Source organism: Vibrio sp. JZG120 (genome assembly GCF_053890955.1).
In genome coordinates this window covers 48,285-66,622 of sequence record NZ_JBSRRK010000015.1, presented here as the reverse complement: position 1 = coordinate 66,622, position 18,338 = coordinate 48,285, and the positions used below count along the sequence as shown (strand labels likewise).

Annotated in this window: 17 protein-coding genes and 1 tRNA gene; 11 read left to right on the top strand and 7 right to left on the bottom strand. The window is 46.6% G+C overall.

Annotated features, from left to right (window positions below; translation table 11 throughout):
* Positions 1-2: 2 nt before the first annotated feature.
* Positions 3-75, bottom strand: a tRNA-Gly gene (locus ACWPOD_RS21155).
* A 156-nt stretch (positions 76-231) separates the two neighbouring features.
* A complete protein-coding gene (gene orn / locus ACWPOD_RS21150) occupies positions 232-777 on the bottom strand; it encodes an oligoribonuclease (RefSeq protein ID WP_167426172.1) in 546 nt (181 codons plus the stop codon).
* 127 nt (positions 778-904) lie between these two features.
* On the opposite strand from orn, the gene rsgA reads away from it, so the two are divergent.
* The 4 genes from rsgA (at position 905) to ACWPOD_RS21130 (ending at position 5,546) form a co-directional block, all read left to right on the top strand.
* Complete coding sequence (gene rsgA, locus ACWPOD_RS21145; protein ID WP_005395388.1) at positions 905-1,969, top strand: small ribosomal subunit biogenesis GTPase RsgA; 1,065 nt, start codon at positions 905-907, stop codon at positions 1,967-1,969.
* A gap of 116 nt (positions 1,970-2,085) precedes the next feature.
* A complete protein-coding gene (gene asd / locus ACWPOD_RS21140; protein ID WP_005395389.1) occupies positions 2,086-2,943 on the top strand; it encodes an archaetidylserine decarboxylase in 858 nt (285 codons plus the stop codon).
* A 167-nt stretch (positions 2,944-3,110) separates the two neighbouring features.
* Positions 3,111-4,526, top strand: a complete 1,416-nt coding sequence (locus ACWPOD_RS21135; RefSeq protein ID WP_012841332.1) for an SLC13 family permease — start codon at positions 3,111-3,113, stop codon at positions 4,524-4,526.
* Between the two features lie 132 nt (positions 4,527-4,658).
* On the top strand, positions 4,659-5,546 hold the full coding sequence (locus ACWPOD_RS21130) for a DMT family transporter (protein WP_005381469.1): 888 nt from the start codon (positions 4,659-4,661) through the stop codon (positions 5,544-5,546).
* Between the two features lie 82 nt (positions 5,547-5,628).
* Here the strand turns inward: ACWPOD_RS21130 and gpmM are convergent, their stop codons facing one another.
* Positions 5,629-7,161 carry a 2,3-bisphosphoglycerate-independent phosphoglycerate mutase gene (gene gpmM / locus ACWPOD_RS21125; RefSeq protein ID WP_167426171.1) on the bottom strand — a complete coding sequence of 511 codons (1,533 nt, stop codon included), beginning with the start codon at positions 7,159-7,161 and terminating at the stop codon, positions 5,629-5,631.
* Positions 7,162-7,708: 547 nt separating this feature from the next.
* Between gpmM and ACWPOD_RS21120 the strand changes: the two genes are divergently transcribed.
* The 5 genes from ACWPOD_RS21120 to ACWPOD_RS21100 all read left to right on the top strand — a co-directional run bounded on the left by ACWPOD_RS21120 (position 7,709) and on the right by ACWPOD_RS21100 (position 12,158).
* The gene (locus tag ACWPOD_RS21120) at positions 7,709-8,143 is read left to right on the top strand and encodes a rhodanese-like domain-containing protein (RefSeq protein WP_005395399.1); all 435 of its coding nucleotides are present in this window, start codon (positions 7,709-7,711) and stop codon (positions 8,141-8,143) included.
* A gap of 246 nt (positions 8,144-8,389) precedes the next feature.
* A complete protein-coding gene (secB, locus tag ACWPOD_RS21115) occupies positions 8,390-8,854 on the top strand; it encodes a protein-export chaperone SecB (protein ID WP_005395400.1) in 465 nt (154 codons plus the stop codon).
* A gap of 195 nt (positions 8,855-9,049) precedes the next feature.
* Positions 9,050-10,087, top strand: coding sequence for an NAD(P)H-dependent glycerol-3-phosphate dehydrogenase (gpsA, locus tag ACWPOD_RS21110; RefSeq protein ID WP_005395404.1), 1,038 nt, complete (start codon positions 9,050-9,052; stop codon positions 10,085-10,087).
* A gap of 78 nt (positions 10,088-10,165) precedes the next feature.
* Positions 10,166-10,987: a serine O-acetyltransferase gene (gene cysE / locus ACWPOD_RS21105; protein WP_005395410.1), complete on the top strand. Its 822-nt coding sequence runs from the start codon at positions 10,166-10,168 to the stop codon at positions 10,985-10,987.
* A gap of 25 nt (positions 10,988-11,012) precedes the next feature.
* The gene (locus ACWPOD_RS21100) at positions 11,013-12,158 is read left to right on the top strand and encodes a murein hydrolase activator EnvC family protein (protein WP_047010262.1); all 1,146 of its coding nucleotides are present in this window, start codon (positions 11,013-11,015) and stop codon (positions 12,156-12,158) included.
* A 73-nt stretch (positions 12,159-12,231) separates the two neighbouring features.
* Here the strand turns inward: ACWPOD_RS21100 and ACWPOD_RS21095 are convergent, their stop codons facing one another.
* The 4 genes from ACWPOD_RS21095 to epmA all read right to left on the bottom strand — a co-directional run bounded on the left by ACWPOD_RS21095 (position 12,232) and on the right by epmA (position 15,345).
* The gene (locus ACWPOD_RS21095) at positions 12,232-13,188 is read right to left on the bottom strand and encodes a DHH family phosphoesterase (protein WP_167426170.1); all 957 of its coding nucleotides are present in this window, start codon (positions 13,186-13,188) and stop codon (positions 12,232-12,234) included.
* Positions 13,189-13,332: 144 nt separating this feature from the next.
* Entirely contained in the window at positions 13,333-13,968 is a 636-nt protein-coding gene (locus tag ACWPOD_RS21090; protein ID WP_005395413.1) for a TetR/AcrR family transcriptional regulator, read from the bottom strand.
* A gap of 21 nt (positions 13,969-13,989) precedes the next feature.
* Entirely contained in the window at positions 13,990-14,364 is a 375-nt protein-coding gene (locus ACWPOD_RS21085; RefSeq protein WP_005395414.1) for a VanZ family protein, read from the bottom strand.
* Between the two features lie 9 nt (positions 14,365-14,373).
* A complete protein-coding gene (epmA, locus tag ACWPOD_RS21080; RefSeq protein WP_456232190.1) occupies positions 14,374-15,345 on the bottom strand; it encodes an elongation factor P--(R)-beta-lysine ligase in 972 nt (323 codons plus the stop codon).
* 435 nt (positions 15,346-15,780) lie between these two features.
* On the opposite strand from epmA, the gene frdA reads away from it, so the two are divergent.
* Entirely contained in the window at positions 15,781-17,580 is a 1,800-nt protein-coding gene (frdA, locus tag ACWPOD_RS21075; protein ID WP_047010259.1) for a fumarate reductase (quinol) flavoprotein subunit, read from the top strand.
* On the top strand, positions 17,580-18,338 hold the full coding sequence (locus tag ACWPOD_RS21070) for a succinate dehydrogenase/fumarate reductase iron-sulfur subunit (protein WP_005381489.1): 759 nt from the start codon (positions 17,580-17,582) through the stop codon (positions 18,336-18,338). The genes frdA and ACWPOD_RS21070 overlap by 1 nt, the downstream gene beginning before the upstream one ends.

Sequence of the window (18,338 nt, the reverse complement as noted above, 5' to 3'; positions counted from 1 at the left end):
GGAGCGACACACGAGGTTCGAACTCGTGACCTCAACCTTGGCAAGGTTGCGCTCTACCAACTGAGCTAGTGTCGCATCAACAACGTTTCCGCTGTTTAGGGCTGCGAATTATAAGAGCATTTTTTTGTGATGCAAGTCCTTCCTTCAAAAAAACTTTATTTTTTTACTGAACGATGAAAAAGCAATCAAAAGCGATATAAATTACAACAATTTGGATCGCAACCTTAACAGTTAAATCTTGAAAATAGTACCACGATAGTACTTAAGTTCTGCAATCGACTCGCGAATGTCGTCCAAGGCCAAATGTGTTCCCTGTTTTGTGAACCCATTTAATACTTCAGGTTGCCAACGACGCGCCAATTCTTTAAGAGTGCTGACGTCAACATATCGGTAATGAAAGAACTCTTCTAATTCCGGCATGTGTTTGTACAAGAAGCGACGATCCTGCCCAATGCTGTTACCACATATTGGCGACGCCCCTTTCGGCACCCATTTTTCTAAGAATTCAATGGTTTGTGCGACCGCATCTTGTTCTGAGATTTTACTGTTGCGAACGCGTTCCACCAAGCCGCTTGCCGTATGCGTATTGGTGCACCAATAGTCCATTTTCGCTAGCTCTTCTTCCGGCTGATGAATCGCTAATACTGGACCTTCAGCCAAAATATTTAGCTCGCTATCCGTGACAATAGAAGCAATTTCAATGATTTTGTGCGTTTCAGGATCAAGCCCTGTCATCTCTAAATCAACCCAAATTAGGTTTTGATCGCTAAAGGACATGGTTACGCCGCCTATTTGTTTATCGATAAAAGAGGTACTATACCTCAAAATACGGGAAACACGATACTCACTCAGAGCCAAGATCACGGCTCAACCATTTGAGTAAATTCACATAAAGTACAGAATTGTGGCAAAGAAGAAAAAGTTAACCAAAGGTCAAGTGCGACGCGTACGCAGCAACCAACAAAAGCGTTTAAAAAAGCAAGAAGAGTCCATCCAGTGGGATGAAAACATGCTAGGCGCAAGCAAACAAGGTCTAGTGATCACTCGTTTTGGCCAGCACGCGGATATTGAAGACCTTGAAACAGGCGAGATTCAACGCTGTAACCTTCGCCGTGGTATCGAATCTTTAGTATCTGGCGATCGAGTTTTATGGCGCGAAGGCTTGGAGTCTATGGCTGGCATTTCTGGCGTTGTTGAAGCGGTAGAACCTCGTTCTTCAGTGCTCACTCGTCCAGATTACTACGATGGCCTAAAGCCCGTAGCTGCCAATATTGATCAAATGGTCATTGTCTCCTCGGTACTGCCCGAGCTATCACTGAATATTATTGACCGTTACCTCGTAGCATCAGAAACACTGAATATCGCACCATTGCTGGTCTTAAACAAAGTCGATCTTCTAGAAGCCGATGATCGTGCAATGTATGAAGAATGGCTCAAAGAATATGAACGCATTGGCTATAAAGTGCTTCTGGTAAGCAAGAAGTCTGGAGAAGGCATTGCTGAACTAGAAACTCTGCTGCGTGACCGAATTAATATCTTTGTTGGTCAATCAGGCGTAGGGAAATCCAGCTTAGTCAACGCGTTAATGCCGGAACTAGAGAGCGAAGTGGAAGAAGGCGAAGTTTCCGAGAACTCTGGCTTAGGCCAACACACCACGACAGCAGCGCGCTTGTATCATATTCCGACGGGTGGCGACTTGATCGACTCGCCTGGAGTGCGTGAATTTGGGCTTTGGCATTTGGAAGCAGAAGAAGTAACGAAAGCATTCGTTGAATTCCGACCATACTTAGGCGGTTGTAAGTTCCGAGATTGTAAGCACAATGACGACCCTGGCTGCCTTCTACGTGAAGCTGTTGAGAAAGGGGAAATCAACGAAACTCGCTTTGAAAACTACCATCGCATTTTGGAAAGCATGGTTGAAAACAAAGCAAACCGTCAGTATTCACGCAATAAGAAAGCCGATCTGTAATTAAGTTAAGACTGTAACTGTGTAAAAAGTCTTCACCTAATACTGACAAGCAAATTAAATTTCAGTAACATCACGCGCCCTAAAGCGCGAATCTAACAGAAGTATCGGAATTAAAGATGGACAAGTTTAAAGTTGGACTGCAGTACTGGATCCCACAACACGGCCTCACTCGCCTAATGGGTAAACTGGCTTCAGCAAAAGCTGGCGGTCTAACAACAGCAGTTATTCGTTGGTTTATCAAACAATACAATGTGAACATGGATGAGGCGAAGCACTCAGATCCTAAGCATTTTAAAACGTTCAACGAGTTTTTCGTTCGTGAGCTAAAAGAGGGCGCACGCCCAATTTCTGAAGGCGAAAACGTCATCACTCACCCAGCCGACGCTTGTGTTAGCCAATTTGGCCCTATTGAAGATGGTCAACTTATCCAAGCAAAAGGTCATCACTTCTCAGCGCAAGAACTGCTAGGCGGTGACGCGAATTTAGCAAACGAATTTAAAGATGGATCTTTTGCCACGCTGTACCTGTCTCCGCGCGATTACCATCGTGTACACATGCCGTGTGACGGCACACTGCGCCAAATGATTTACGTGCCTGGTGACCTGTTCTCGGTAAACCCACTTACGGCAGAAAACGTTCCAAATCTATTCGCACGTAACGAGCGTGTGGTGTGTATCTTTGACACTGAGTTTGGTCCAATGGCACAAGTGCTTGTTGGTGCGACAATTGTTGGCAGCATTGAGCAAGTGTGGGCTGGCACGATCACTCCGCCTCGTGGCAATACTGTCTACAAATGGGATTACCCAGCTGAGGGTGACAAGGCCGTGATCTTGAAAAAAGGCGAAGAGATGGGCCGCTTCAAACTGGGCTCTACTGTTATTAACCTGTTTGCCAAAGACGCGATTGAGTTTGACGCAAGCATGGAAAACGGTAAGCCAACCGTAATGGGCACACCTTACGCCTTGAAAAAATAAACAAAACCCCGTTAAAAGAGCCCTTTCTCAAGGGCTCTTTTTATTGATAAAAAGCAAAATTCCGTTCAAAATTTAGCCTCTATTTCTCAAACTCATACCTGCCTCTAAGACCTTCATTCCACAATCAATTATCCTGCGCTTAGGATGAATATTTAGAGGGGCAGCCAATGCCAAAGATGAGTGTAAACACGCTGGCGAAATTGCTGGTATGCTTTTTAATTCCGCTCGGTGTTTTGATGATGCCGATTGATGCTATTCCTATTGATGATCTTACTTTAATTCAGCATCGTCTGTTGGCTATTTTTCTTCTTGCTGCCCTACTTTGGGTTCTTGAGCCGGTACCCGTTTTTGCTACGTCCATTCTTATTATCGCTCTTGAACTGATCATGATATCGGATAAAGGTTTGCATCTATTTCGCAATCCACCAGCGGGGCATGATTTAGGAGAGTTAATTGCTTACACTGATATTTTCTCTGCCTTCTCTTCACCGATCATTATTCTTTTTATGGGTGGGTTTGCCCTCGCCATCGCGGCTTCCAAATACGAACTCGACAACAATCTCGCCCGAGTACTACTAAAACCATTCGGCACACAACCTAAGTTCATCATGCTGGGTTTGATGCTCATTACCGCCGTTTTTTCAATGTTCATGTCCAACACTGCCACGACGGTCATGATGTTGGCGCTGCTCGGTCCAATCGTCGCTTCTGCACCTAAAGGGGATCTAGGGATTAAAGCGCTGGTGCTGTGCATTCCAATTGCCGCGAATACTGGCGGCATTGCAACTCCGATAGGCACGCCACCTAACGCAATAGCGCTCCAATACCTCACCGGAGAAAACGCCATAGACTTCCTATCTTGGATGACAATGGGCCTACCATTTGTGCTGATACAACTCACTGTTGCTTGGTTTTTGTTGCAGAAGCTGTTTCCGTCCAGCGAACCAGAAATGAAACTAAAGCTGGATGGTACGTTCAAAAAGAGCTGGCGCGCGATCGTCGTCTACATCACTTTTGCACTAACCATTGTGCTTTGGATGACGACAAAAGTGCACGGCATGAACACGTATGTTGTTGCGATTATCCCGCTGGCGGTGTTCACGTTAACGGGCATTATGGGAAAAGAAGAACTCAAGCTGATTAACTGGGATGTTTTATGGCTGGTTGCCGGTGGTATCGCAATTGGTATTGCCTTAGACAAAACAGGCTTAGCCGAAGCATTAGCACACGCCATTGATTACAGCTTACTATCACCATTTGCCGTTGTCTTTGCCCTATCGGTCGTATGTTGGTTAATGGCGAACTTTATGTCTAATACCGCAACGGCAAACTTATTAATGCCTATTGCTGCCGCTATTGGTACATCCATGCCAAGCCTTATTGCGGTTGGTGGCCTACAAGGTTTACTGGTTGTCGTCGCATTCTCCGCATCACTTGGCATGATCTTACCGGTTTCCACGCCACCAAACTCTTTGGCTTATTCAACAGGCCTAATCGAGAGCAAAGACATGGCGAAAGTGGGGCTGATTCTTGGTTTGATTGGTCTATTTATCGTGTATGGCGCAGTTCTGGTGCTGTTTTAATCGATAAGCTCCGTGACAGAGCTTGTTGTCATGGAGCTGTTCGCCAGCTATTGCCCTCACAGAGCTGCTTTTACATCCATTAAATTTCGTGCATATTAAGACTCCTCTACTCTACAAGGACGTCGACACATCATGGGTTACGAATGGCTTGCTTTATGTGCCGCTTTTCTGTGGGCAGTTTCTAGCCTTATTTCTGTCATTCCTGCACAACACCTAGGCGCATTTTCTTACAGCCGCTGGCGCATGGGCTGTACGGCCGTGATCTTATCAACAATGGCCTGGATAACTGGCGGCTGGTTAACGGTTTCTTGGGAACATGTAACGCCAATGATGGCGTCGGGTCTGATTGGAATTTTCATCGGTGATACCGCTCTGTTTGCGTGCTTGAATCGTATGGGACCAAGACAAGCCGGACTACTGTTTTCCTGCCATGCGGTATTCTCGGCCATTTTGGGCTACTTCTTATTTAGCGAAGTCATGACCACAATAGAACTACTGGGCGCATCATTGGTATTTAGCGGCGTGGTGATGGCGATATTCTTTGGCCGAAGAGGTCAAGTGAATAACGTCTTGGAAGACATTAAAGGTAACATCTGGGTGGGTATTGGACTTGGCTTAACCGCAGCAATGTGCCAAGCATTGGGCGGCATCATCGCCAAGCCAGTAATGCAAACCAGTATTGACCCCGTTGCGGCTTCTGCTATTCGAATGATCAGTGCATTTTTCGCCCACAGCATGTTGTTAGTTCTAGGGGTCAAAGTCGCTCGCTCGACACAACACATTACTTGGCGAGTATTTGGTATTACTGCGCTTAACGGTTTCTTGGCGATGGCCGTCGGCATGACGCTGATCTTATACGCACTGCAAGAAGGAAATGTAGGTATGGTTGCACTGCTATCTTCAACCACGCCAATTATGTTGCTACCGCTACTCTGGATTTACACTAAACGCCGACCAAACCGATTTGCATGGTTGGGCGCAGCCCTAGCTGTGATTGGTGCTGGCATTTTGGTTCAATAACCTTACAGACCAGCCCTTGTTGCCAGATACAAAAAAGCCCGAGTTTAAACTCGGGCTTTTGTCATTCTGAGCAGTTAGTTAATTATTTAACTAGCACTTCACCCGTCATTTCTGCTGGGATTTCTAGACCTGCTAGAGAAAGCATGGTTGGTGCAAGGTCAGACAGTTTGCCGCCTTCTTTGAACTCAACCGCTTTATCACCTACGTAAATAAGAGGAACCGGTAGGTTAGTGTGCGCTGTGTGAGTACCACCCGTTTCTGGGTCAACCATCATTTCTGCGTTACCGTGGTCCGCAGTGATCAGTAGCTGACCGCCAACTTCTTTGATTGCTTCAACTACTTTGCCAACACTTTCATCTAGCGCTTCGATTGCTTTCTCAGCTGCTTCGTAAACGCCAGTGTGACCAACCATATCTGCGTTCGGGTAGTTACAGATGATAGTGTCGAACTTACCAGACTTGATCGCCGCAACCAGTTTCTCTGTAAGCTCAGGGGAGCTCATTTCTGGCTGAAGGTCGTAAGTGGCTACTTTTGGAGAAGCAACAAGCTGGCGCTCTTCGCCTTCAAATTCGTTTTCAACACCGCCGTTGAAGAAGAAAGTCACGTGTGCGTATTTCTCTGTTTCAGAGATACGTAGCTGAGTTTGACCTTGCTTAGACAGCCACTCACCGTACGTGTTTTCTAGAGACGCTGGTGGGAATGCGATTGCTAGAGGGATATCTGCCGCGTATTGAGTCAACATAACGAAGTTAACTGCCGGGAATACCGCACGCTCAAAACCATCAAAGTCAGGCACGAATGCGCGAGTGATTTGACGAGCACGGTCAGCACGGTAGTTCATGAAGATAACCGCATCACCGTCTTGCATGATTGCGTCTTCTTCGCCTTCCGCTTTAATTGCAGTCGATTTCACGAACTCATCGTTCTCTTCACGAGCGTAAGCGGCTTCTAGACCAGCAACGGCGGTTTCTGCTGTAAACTCAGCTTTCGCTTGAGTCAGAAGATCGTAAGCCACTTGAACGCGATCCCAGTTGTTGTCACGGTCCATAGCGTAGTAGCGACCTACTAGAGAAGCAACACGACCTTTACCTAGTTTCGCGAATAGATCTTGGAAACGTTGTAGCGAGTTTTCAGCACTACGTGGTGGCGTGTCACGACCGTCTAGGAAACAGTGTAGGTAGATTTTCTCAGCGCCACGAGCCGCTGCCATTTCAACCGCTGCGTAGATATGGTCTTCATGAGAGTGTACGCCACCTGGAGACATCAGACCCATGATGTGTACCGCTTTCTCTGCTTTAACAGCAGCATCAACTGCTTCAACAAGCGCAGGCGTTTCAGCGAACTCACCGTCAGCGATCGATTTAGTGATACGAGTTAGATCTTGGTATACAACGCGACCTGCGCCAATGTTAGTGTGACCAACTTCTGAGTTACCCATTTGACCATCAGGAAGGCCAACATCCATGCCTGAAGCAGAGATTAGAGTGTGTGGGTTATTCGCAATCAGAGCATCCATTACTGGTGTTTTCGCATTCGCAATTGCGTTACTTGCTGTGTCTTCACGGTAACCGTAACCGTCAAGGATAACTAGAGCCAGTGGCTTCTTAGCTGACATAGTGATGACCTCATCAAATTTAAGTAACTTTTGGCGTAGGGCCTCGCTGCCCTATCTAACCTTGAAACAAAACTAGCGTAATTTTACTACACTTTTTAACCAAAACTGTAGGTTAAGATCAAATAATGTTTGCGATTTATTGTTGCTATCTTACAAGTTAAGCGAACAACGAGTCAGTGCCGACAAACGTGTTCCACAAGCATAGTCATTCCTAATACGCTTTGTACACCCCAGTCTAGGTTCGGTTTTCTTACGCTTCTGATTCTTGTTTTTGCACCCGAAACAGCGCTTATTTAAAGCATTATCGAACAAGATTGGTTAGTACCTATTGTTCGCTTTTTTCGGTAAAACAAAAGTCACTTAAGTCGATAAATCCAATAGGCAAAAACAATCAAGCTACCATAGTCCAAGGCACGGATGGCAATAACATAAAGGGTTTATAGAGATCTCAATTATTCGTTAGAAAATTTTAACCCTCTCGCCTAAGAGGCTTAACCCCGCTATACTCCTGCTTTATTTTTCCGCCAACAGCGTAAGAGCTCAAGACATGCAAGAGTACATTGAATTTTTCCAACAGAACATGATTCTATCTTTGGTTTGGGTAGGTCTTCTTGTCGCCTTTATCATGAACATCGTGAAGTCAGCGACGGCCGCATACAAAGAAATCAACGTAAACCAACTGACTCATCTTATGAACCGTGAAAACGGCGTTGTAGTGGATATCCGCACAAAGGACGAGTTCAAAAAAGGTCATATCACCGACTCACTTCACATTTTACCGTCAGATATCAAAGCGGGTAACTTTGGTAGCCTTGAAAACCACAAATCAGACCCAATCATTGTGGTATGCAAAACAGGGCAAAACGCTCAAGAAAGCGCGAACCTATTAGTAAAAGCAGGCTTTGAAAAAGTAAGCCTACTGAAGAACGGATTGATTGCATGGAACGAAGCGAACCTGCCTTTAGTACGTGGTAAAAAGTAATACCCGGCAGCTTCGATAACGTGGCAGTGGCAAAAGACAAGGTACGCACCAAGCGTGTTTTTGCCAAGCTTCGTGGATAATAAACTGAGCAAATTGAAAGCAGTTGAAGCATTAAGTTGTGACGCTTTGCACGTAATACACGCTTCATCTAGTCAAGGTAGATTGGCTCAGTTAGTCTCGGGACATACCAGTTTTCTGAGTTTAGACGTTTCTAGGCTCTACAAATATTTATTTAAGGATTAAAAAATGGCTGAAGCAGCACCTCAAGAAGCACAACAAAACTTCGCAATTCAACGCATCTTCCTAAAAGACGTTTCTTTCGAAGCGCCAAACTCTCCAGTAATCTTCCAAAAAGAATGGAACCCAGACGTTAAACTAGACCTAGACACTCAAAGCCGTGAGCTTGGTGAAGGCGTTTACGAAGTGGTTCTACGTCTAACTGTAACTGTGAAGAACGAAGAAGAAACAGCGTTCCTATGTGAAGTTCAACAAGGTGGTATCTTCACTGCTGAGCAAATGGAAGCAGGCCAACTAGCACATTGCCTAGGCGCATTCTGCCCGAACATCCTATTCCCATATGCTCGTGAAACTATCTCAAGCCTAGTGGTTAAAGGTACGTTCCCTCAACTGAACCTAGCGCCAGTTAACTTCGACGCGCTATTCATGAACTACCTACAACAGCAAGCTCAACAAGGCGAAGCTGAAGCGTAATTCACGTTTTGTAAGTGACGAATAGCCTGAGTGCTGACGTCACCGACTCTAATAAAATGCACAGAGCGTCTACCATCCGATGCAATGTGCATTTTTTATTTCTAACAAAAGTTCCTAGTTCCTAATCGCCAGAAGGCGTAAAATTTGACGATTAGGAACTAGATTCTACTAGTAGAAAGACAATTAGGCGGTAGCATGACACAAGCAAATACAAACAATGCTTACGGTAAAGACATCGCAATGACGGTGATTGGCGCAGGTTCATACGGTACCTCTCTGGCGATCTCACTCGCTCGTAACGGCGCGAACGTAGTCCTTTGGGGACACGAGCCTGAGCACATGGCACGTTTAGAAGCGGATCGCGCGAACCACGCTTTCTTACCTGACGTTGATTTCCCTGAAAGCTTGATCATTGAATCGGATTTAGAAAAAGCCGTACAAGCAAGCCGAGATTTATTGGTTGTGGTTCCAAGCCATGTTTTTGGCATCGTGCTGAACAGCTGTAAGCCTTTCTTACGTGAAGACTCTCGTATCTGCTGGGCAACCAAAGGTCTTGAGCCAGAAACGGGTCGTCTGCTGAAAGACGTCGCTTATGACATTATCGGTGAAAACTACTCACTGGCTGTATTGTCTGGCCCAACGTTCGCCAAAGAGCTCGCGATGGGCATGCCTACTGCAATTTCAGTTGCTTCTCCAGATGCTGAATTTGTCGCTGACCTACAAGAAAAAATCCACTGCAGCAAAACCTTCCGCGTGTACGCCAATAGTGACTTTATCGGCATGCAATTGGGCGGCGCGGTGAAAAACGTTATCGCAATTGGTGCAGGTATGTCTGACGGCATCGGTTTTGGAGCCAACGCGCGTACTGCATTGATTACTCGTGGTTTGGCCGAAATGAGTCGTCTTGGTGCTGCGCTTGGTGCAAAACCAGAAACCTTCATGGGTATGGCTGGTTTAGGCGACCTTGTCCTAACGTGTACCGACAACCAATCACGTAACCGCCGCTTTGGTTTAGCGCTAGGTCAAGGTAAAGACGTCGACACGGCACAAGAAGAAATTGGCCAAGTCGTAGAAGGCTACCGCAACACGAAAGAAGTATGGATGCTCTCTCAACGCATGGGTGTTGAGATGCCAATTGTTGATCAAATTTATCAAGTATTGTATCAAGGGAAGGATGCACGCCTGGCAGCGCAAGATTTACTTGCTCGTGACAAAAAAGCCGAAGGAAAGTAGCACTCTACGCCCCTTCGCACCTCATCTGAGAAGAATAGAAGTTGTCGGGTCACGGAAGAACCACTCAGGATATTGAGAATGAAACACTGCGAAAAACAAAAAGTCTGGAACAGAATTGTCTCAGAAGCCCGCGAAATGTCAGAGCAAGAGCCAATGCTGGCCAGCTTTTACCATGCCACCATCATCAAGCATGAAAGTTTCTGTGCCGCGCTCAGCTACATTTTGGCAAACAAGTTAAACACGGCATCGATGCCAGCAATGGCAGTACGTGAAGTGGTAGAAGAAGCGTTCTCTGCCGACCCAACCATTACCGATTGTGCCGCTTGTGACATTTGTGCCACGGTTAATCGCGACCCTGCAGTTTCGATGTACTCTATGCCGCTGCTGTACTTAAAGGGCTACCACGCTCTGCAAGGCTACCGCGTGGCAAACTGGCTATGGAAGCAAGGGCGCCATGCACTGGCCACCTACCTGCAAAACCAAATTTCGGTTGCGTGTCAGGTAGACATTCACCCGGCAGCACGCATTGGTAGCGGCATAATGCTCGACCACGCAACGGGTATTGTCATCGGTGAAACTGCAGTTATCGATAATGACGTCTCAATTCTACAAGACGTTACCTTAGGCGGTACGGGTAAAGAGTGCGGCGATCGTCACCCGAAAATCCGTGAAGGTGTGATGATTGGTGCAGGTGCAAAAATTCTTGGCAATATCGAAGTGGGCGAAGGCGCGAAAATCGGCTCTTGCTCTGTGGTATTGCAAGCAGTACCACCACACACAACCGTGGCGGGGGTTCCTGCGAAAATCGTCGGTCGTCCAAAAACGGACAAACCTTCTCTCGATATGGATCAAGGCTTTAATGGTAAATCACAAAGCTTTATCCATGGAGATGGTATTTAATCGTCAACAAACCTTTGACAACAACGTGGTAGGTAAATCTCAAGTGCGAAAACAAAATCACCCTGTTCTACGCTCGGCTATTTTATTAACTTGTGCTTTATCTGCCACATATCCCCTCACCTCTTCTGCCGCTAGTCAACAAGAGCTCAAAGGCGTATCAAGTGAGATAAGCCGTCAACGCAAATCTCTCTCTTCCCAAGAAAAGCAACTCAATGAGCTACAAAAATCGCTCAAAGAGCAAGAACTTGGCATTTCTAAACTTGAACGCGAAATAAGACAAACCAAATCTGAGCTCGCACAAGCAGACAAAAACATAGACAAGCTAGAAGAGAAAATTGCCTTGCAAGAAGCGCAGCGCCAAGAGCAAGAGGAAGAGCTCAAACAGTTGCTGCAAACGTATTACGTGACCGAACGAGCAAAAGCCAATGGGCACTTGTTGAATCAAGGTGTGGAAGAAGACCGCATGAGTCAATACTTCCAGCACTTAGCCAAAGCGCGTGCTGAAGTGATTGATGCAATCACCAAAACCACTCAAGAATTGGCACACAACAAAAACCAGCTTGAGCTAGAAAAAGAGCAAATCGAGACGTTACTCAAACAGCAATCTGAGAAACGTACTGCGCTGGCAAGTACACAATCCAAACGTAAGCAAACCCTGAATAAAATTCAGAGCAGTATCAAGAACGATAAACGCTACCTTGCTGAACTGCAGCGCAACGAAACACGCCTAAAAGCCGAGATCGCCAAAGCGGCTAAGCGTAATGCCGTGCCAATGGATGGACTGGGCAAACAGCGCGGTAAACTGCCATGGCCACTCAAAGGTCGTGTATTACACAACTTCGGTACTCGCCAAACCGGGCAAGTAAACTGGAAGGGAATGGTGCTTGCGGCCAATTACGGTCAACAAGTGAAAGCCGTTTACCCTGGTACTGTCGTATTTGCTGAGTATTTACGCGGGTATGGCTTAGTGGTATTGCTTGACCACGGCAAAGGCGACATGACGCTCTACGGCTACAACCAAGCGTTGACGAAAAAAGAAGGCGATCGCGTGACCGCTGGCGAAGTGATCGCTCTTGCGGGTGATACTGGCGGGCAAGATCGCGCATCACTCTACTTCGAAATTCGCCGCAACAGTGAAGCGCAAAACCCGAAATCTTGGTTGAAGCGCTGATTATCTGACTCATCGACTTATAATAAAAAAGGAGCCACTCGGCTCCTTTTTTGTATTCATATTTTGGCAAATGCTATGCGTAGTACGTTTCTACCGCATCAATAAAAGCACTTACATCATCTTTGCTTAATGTGTTGATGCCTGCCGCCGCTTCTCGGCCGCCACCAGTTGGAAACTGTCCACACACGGCAACGGCGCCTTGTTTGTTGTTCAACGGGGCACGTAGAGAGACCGTGTAAGTGCCATCTGCATTTTCGGTGAGTACTGCATGAGCAGAATCTGGGTTTTGATTTGCCAGCCAGTTGCCATACACACCGCTGATTCGACGTGATGCAGCCGTGTTTGGTAGCTCGAACAGCTTTAGCTTACCGCTCTCATGCGTGGCAGGCACTGCCAGAGCGGCATCCATATCTTGTTGGTAAGCAGACTGCAGTTGGTAGTAAGGCGAAGTTTTATCTTCAATTACATCAAATGGCGACGTGTACTTCAGCAAGGCTTGGTACAAATCCGCAGGATGGAAATGTAAGTCATCCACTTTCGAACCGTAACCGTTGTAATTAATCAAAGTGCCAAGCTCTTTAAGCTGCGCTTTCTGATCGTGTGACAATCCGACCTTGCCAGCCAATTCATCTGCTTTCGCGATCATGTTATCGCCATAAGCCGCCGTAATCGCCCATGTGTGAAAACGTCCATTTAGCAATTGATCGACAATCAACGCCGTACACATGTTGGCATCGAGATCGATGTGCGCATCCAAGTTGCCATGCTGAGGAATATCACCCGCCTTATGGTGATCGGCGTAAAACACGTGCGCGCCTTGAGCCAATGCTTGCTCTAGGCCTACCATGTTCTTTTCCATCGAAATGTCTAACACCGTTAGCTCATCACCCGCTTGCACGTCTACTTTTTCCACCAGCTTGATGTCGCGCTTTACACCAGTAATTAACTGAGCCTCGATAGGATCAGCCAAGCGTAATTGTAGAAGCGCAATGATGCCATCAGCATCGCCATTAAAAATGTCGTAATTCATGGAGCGATAGTTCCTTTATCGAGAGTCATATCCCAGAGAGGGCTGAACGGTATGAGGACTATTGTGCGTGGCATATTTGACAAGTCAACTCGAGCCACGACTCGAAAATGAGAGTGACTCTCGAAATATTAAGCAGTTTGACGTTTAACTGTGTAGATTGCTGACTGCATCTTCCAGTAACAGTAGCTGCTCTAACCCCTGCTCAGTTGCTAATGGCTTAACGACATTAAGCATCTGCAACATCCCTTGCTTCACCATTTGCTCAGTGATGCTGGTTTTCGAAGCCATTGCAGATTGATACGCCAACCAGCTACACGCAATCAAATGCAACGTACACACCAGTGACTTCAACTGCTGTTGATCAACATTAAGCAGCTTCAGCGATACAAACTCTTGCATGATCGCAATGAGGTTCGCTTGCAGCTTTTCTTGCACATCGATGTACTGCTCATGTAACTGCTCATCTCGTGACAAGATCTCAGGTAGATTCGCGTAGAAAAAGCGGTATTTCCACATTAGCGTAAAGATGGAATCTAGGTAGCTCTTCAGCATAGTCAGGCTTTCTTGTGAGCCTTGAATAGGGGTAAATCTTTCTAAAAGTTCTGCTGAATAAAGCGCAAAGATCTCACGAACGATTTCTTGCTTATTACGGAAGTGGTAATACAGATTACCTGGGCTAATTTCGATGTGATCGGCAATGTGATTGGTGGTGATGTTGCGTTCACCATGTTGGTTGAACAACTCCAGTGCCGCGTAGACGATTTTGTCGCGCGTTTTCATTGTTATCGTGTTCCCTCTTCATTAACGAATCGAGTATAGCGACTTCACCAACCTAGGTCGATAGAGGCTCCAAATACGGTAACATAACAGACCAGTTAGAATACCCGTTGAGTTGGCGACAAGGTCTAACCAAGAGGTTTGTCTGCCGACATACCCTTGTAGCCATTCGATGGCAGCACTAAATAATAAGATACCAATCGCCACCGCCCAACGTTGACGCCAACGCCACACGCAAAAGCAACCTAAAAACGCAAATCCGCTGTACGCCATGGCGTGCTGCATTTTATCAAGATACGCAATGTTGCCCCAGTCTTGCAACTCGCCCGAGCTCAACGATAAGTAAGCAATCAGTATTGCGTAGCTGAGAATGACCAAACGTGCAGCAGCCAAGTTCATTGAATATCCTTATGCGATTGGGAATGGAAAAGCCGTCACTTGATCAATGTGGTCACAGCCGAGCGCTAGCATGATCAAACGATCGATGCCTAACGCAACACCCGCACAATCTGGCAACCCTGCCTCCAATGCGGAGATCAAATGATAGTCGATTGGCTGCGGTTTTAAACCCATGTCGAGACGCTTCGCGTTATCTTGCTCAAAACGCGCCAGTTGCTCTTTCGGGTTATCGAGCTCATGGAACCCATTTGCCAGCTCAATTCCCTTAAAATACACCTCAAAGCGATCCGCAACACGATGGTCTTGAGGATTGATTTTCGCAAGCGCCGCCTGTGATGCCGGGAAGTCGTACACAAAAGCAGGCACATCCTGACCAATTTTGTGTTCGACTCCCACGCTAAATAGCAATTGCAGTAACGTATCGCGATCTTCTTCAGGCTCTGCAATGTCACTCAAACCCAGCTTGCTTGCCGCCGTTTTCAGCTCCGTCATCGAGCCTTCTAGTGGACACACACCCAACACATCAATGAAGGCTTGTTGATACTTCATGCGCTGCGCTGCGCCACACTTCAATACCAACTGCAATAGGTCATCCATTTCATCCATCAGCTTGTGATGGTCAAAGCCAACGCGATACCACTCCAACATCGTGAATTCTGGATTGTGGTAACGACCATTTTCTTCGTTACGAAATGCTTTGTTGATTTGATAAATACAACCGCTGCCAGCCGCCAGCAGGCGCTTCATGTGGAATTCAGGGCTGGTCATAAAGAACAGCTTGCTACCATCGGCATAACCCGGGCCAACAAACTCGGTTTGGAAAGTATGCAAATGAATGTCAGTCACGGTTGCGTGACTCATAGCTGGCGTGTCGACTTCCATCACCTGTCGATCAGCGAAGAATTGGCGAATCGACGCGATTAACGTCGCACGTTGACGAAGTTGGTCAATGGAAGCAGTAGGTTGCCAGTTGGTTTGCATAACAAGTCTCTCAAACTTTAATTCAGCGAGGAAAGTCTCATTCTACATGCTTTTTACTCTTCAAGAAGAGAGGAATATCCCTTCTTCTTTTTACTAACGTGCTCGCCTATTTGAGGCAAGTATTACTCGTGCCGCAGCACAAAAAACACTCAGTTAAAATCCTATTATCCATGCGGTTAATGTCACGCAACACAGGTTTAACATCCCTAATGTTAATGCTTGAGGGCCAAAACCTCGATGCCGTGATAGCAGTCACATAACCTATAAATTCTATGCCCTTAAGTGCATTACCGAAGCAAAAACCCAATTACATCAATTTTTCTGCCATGTGGCTCATCTACACTAACCCTACTACTTTTGGGGAGTTCTTTTTAAAGAGCGCCTCGTAATGACAATAACAAGCGGATTTCCGCAATCACACACTGGAGGATAACTGTGCAAATTATCACCACAGATATCGCAGTCATCGGCGCAGGCGGCGCTGGTCTTCGTACTGCTATTGCAGCGGCTGAAGCAAACCCAGACTTAGAAGTCGCTCTGATTTCTAAAGTTTATCCAATGCGCTCCCACACGGTCGCTGCAGAGGGTGGCTCAGCAGCAGTTATCAAGGATGAAGATAGCTTAGACAACCACTTCAACGACACTGTTGGCGGTGGTGACTGGCTATGTGAACAGGACGTTGTTGAATACTTTGTAGAGAACGCGACTCGCGAAATGATCCAAATGGAGCAATGGGGTTGCCCATGGAGTCGTAAAGAGAACGGTGAAGTCAACGTACGCCGCTTTGGTGGTATGAAGGTTGAACGTACTTGGTTCGCTGCAGATAAAACTGGCTTCCACATGCTTCATACGCTATTCCAGACATCCATGAAGTACAGCAACATCAAACGCTTTGATGAGTACTTTGTGGTGGATCTGCTTGTTGATGAAGGCGAAGTTCAAGGTCTGATTGCTATTCACATGTCTGAAGGCGAGCTTGTTACTATCAAAGCAAAATCTGTTGTTCTAGCAACAGGTGGCGCGGGCCGTGTTTACCACTGTAACACCAACGGCGGTATCGTAACGGGCGATGGCATGGCAATGGCTTACCGTCACGGCGTTCCTCTACGTGATATGGAATTCGTTCAATACCACCCAACCGGTCTTCCTGGCACAGGTATCCTGATGACGGAAGGTTGTCGTGGTGAAGGCGGTATCATCGTTAACAAGAACGGCTACCGTTACTTACAAGATTACGGCATGGGCCCTGAAACTCCAGTTGGCCAACCGAAGAACAAATACATGGAACTGGGTCCTCGTGACAAAGTTTCTCAAGCTTTCTGGCACGAACAACAGAAAGGCAACACCATCAAACACCCACTGGGTGACGTGGTGCACCTAGACCTTCGCCACCTTGGTGAAGAGTACCTACAAGAGCGTCTACCGTTCATCTGTGAGCTAGCAAAAGCTTACGTAAACGTAGACCCTGCAAAAGAGCCAATTCCAATTCGTCCAACGGTTCACTACACCATGGGTGGTATCGAGACAAACGGCGGCTGTGAAACTCGCATTAAAGGTCTATTCGCGGTTGGTGAATGTGCGTCTGTTGGTCTTCATGGTGCAAACCGTCTAGGTTCTAACTCATTGGCTGAGTTTGTGGTATTTGGTCGCGTAGCGGGTGAAAACGCAGTGAAACGCGCTGAAGAATTCAAAGGTTGGAACGAGTCTGCAATCGATGCTCAAGTGAAAGCAGTTGAAGAGCGTATCGCCAAACTGATGAACCAAGAAGGTGATGAGAACTGGGCAAACATCCGCACTGAAATGGGTCATACCATGGAAGCGGGTTGTGGTATCTACCGTCAAGAAGATTTGATGCAAGAAACCATTAACAAGATCACCGAACTAAAAGAACGCTACAAACGCATCAGCATTAAAGACAAAGGCAAAGTGTTTAACACTGATCTTCTGTACGCAATTGAAGTGGGTTACGGCCTAGAAGTCGCAGAAGCGATGGTTCACTCTGCGATTCTACGTAAAGAATCTCGCGGCGCGCACCAACGTCTGGACGACGGTTGTACAGAGCGTGATGACGTGAACTTCCTAAAACACTCACTTGCTTTCTACAAACCAGATTCAGCGCCAAGTATCGATTACAGCAATGTGACTATCACTAAGTCACAACCAAAAGCTCGTCTATACGGTGAAGCAGCAGAAAAAGCCGCAGCTGAAGAGAAGAACGCAGAGGAGCAAGCATAATGTCAGCAAATCGCATTCAAAAAGTAGACATTCTGCGTTATGACCCAGAAAAAGATGCAGAACCATACAAGCAAACATTCGAAGTTCCATTCGATGAAACCATGTCTGTGCTTGACGCACTGGGCTACATTAAAGATCACCTAGACAAAGATCTGTCTTACCGTTGGTCTTGCCGTATGGCGATCTGTGGTTCTTGCGGCATCATGGTGAACAACGTACCGAAGCTTGCTTGTAAGAGCTTCCTACGTGATTACCCAGACGGTGTGACTATCGAGCCTCTAGCAAACTTCCCAATCGAAAAAGACTTGATTGTTGATATGACACCGTTCATCGAACGTCTTGAGGCAATCAAACCGTACATCATTGGTAACGACCGTAAACCAGAAGACGGTACGAACTTGCAAACGCCAGAGCAAATGGCGAAATACAAGCAGTTCGCTGGTTGTATCAACTGCGGTCTATGCTACGCGGCGTGTCCTCAGTTTGGTCTAAACCCTGAGTTCATCGGTCCTGCGGCACTAACGCTAGCGCACCGCTACAACCTAGACAGCCGTGACAACGGTAAAGATGAGCGCATGAAGCTTATCAACGGTGAAAACGGTGCTTGGGGTTGTACGTTTGTTGGTTACTGTTCTGAAGTTTGTCCGAAGAACGTTGACCCAGCAGCGGCAGTAAACCAAGGCAAAGTGGAGTCTTCTATGGACTTCGTGATTGCTATGTTGAAACCTGATGGTTCACCAAAGAAAGTGGAGGCATAA

Coding starts and splice junctions, on each gene's coding strand:
- orn (WP_167426172.1), bottom strand. CDS start 777: ATGTCCTTTAGCGATCAAAACCTAATTTGGGTTGATTTAGAGATGACA.
- secB (WP_005395400.1), top strand. CDS start 8,390: ATGGCTGAAGCAGCACCTCAAGAAGCACAACAAAACTTCGCAATTCAA.
- cysE (WP_005395410.1), top strand. CDS start 10,166: ATGAAACACTGCGAAAAACAAAAAGTCTGGAACAGAATTGTCTCAGAA.
- gpmM (WP_167426171.1), bottom strand. CDS start 7,161: ATGTCAGCTAAGAAGCCACTGGCTCTAGTTATCCTTGACGGTTACGGT.
- gpsA (WP_005395404.1), top strand. CDS start 9,050: ATGACACAAGCAAATACAAACAATGCTTACGGTAAAGACATCGCAATG.
- ACWPOD_RS21095 (WP_167426170.1), bottom strand. CDS start 13,188: ATGAATTACGACATTTTTAATGGCGATGCTGATGGCATCATTGCGCTT.
- epmA (WP_456232190.1), bottom strand. CDS start 15,345: ATGCAAACCAACTGGCAACCTACTGCTTCCATTGACCAACTTCGTCAA.
- asd (WP_005395389.1), top strand. CDS start 2,086: ATGGACAAGTTTAAAGTTGGACTGCAGTACTGGATCCCACAACACGGC.
- ACWPOD_RS21120 (WP_005395399.1), top strand. CDS start 7,709: ATGCAAGAGTACATTGAATTTTTCCAACAGAACATGATTCTATCTTTG.
- ACWPOD_RS21130 (WP_005381469.1), top strand. CDS start 4,659: ATGGGTTACGAATGGCTTGCTTTATGTGCCGCTTTTCTGTGGGCAGTT.
- ACWPOD_RS21070 (WP_005381489.1), top strand. CDS start 17,580: ATGTCAGCAAATCGCATTCAAAAAGTAGACATTCTGCGTTATGACCCA.
- ACWPOD_RS21090 (WP_005395413.1), bottom strand. CDS start 13,968: ATGAAAACGCGCGACAAAATCGTCTACGCGGCACTGGAGTTGTTCAAC.
- ACWPOD_RS21085 (WP_005395414.1), bottom strand. CDS start 14,364: ATGAACTTGGCTGCTGCACGTTTGGTCATTCTCAGCTACGCAATACTG.
- ACWPOD_RS21135 (WP_012841332.1), top strand. CDS start 3,111: ATGCCAAAGATGAGTGTAAACACGCTGGCGAAATTGCTGGTATGCTTT.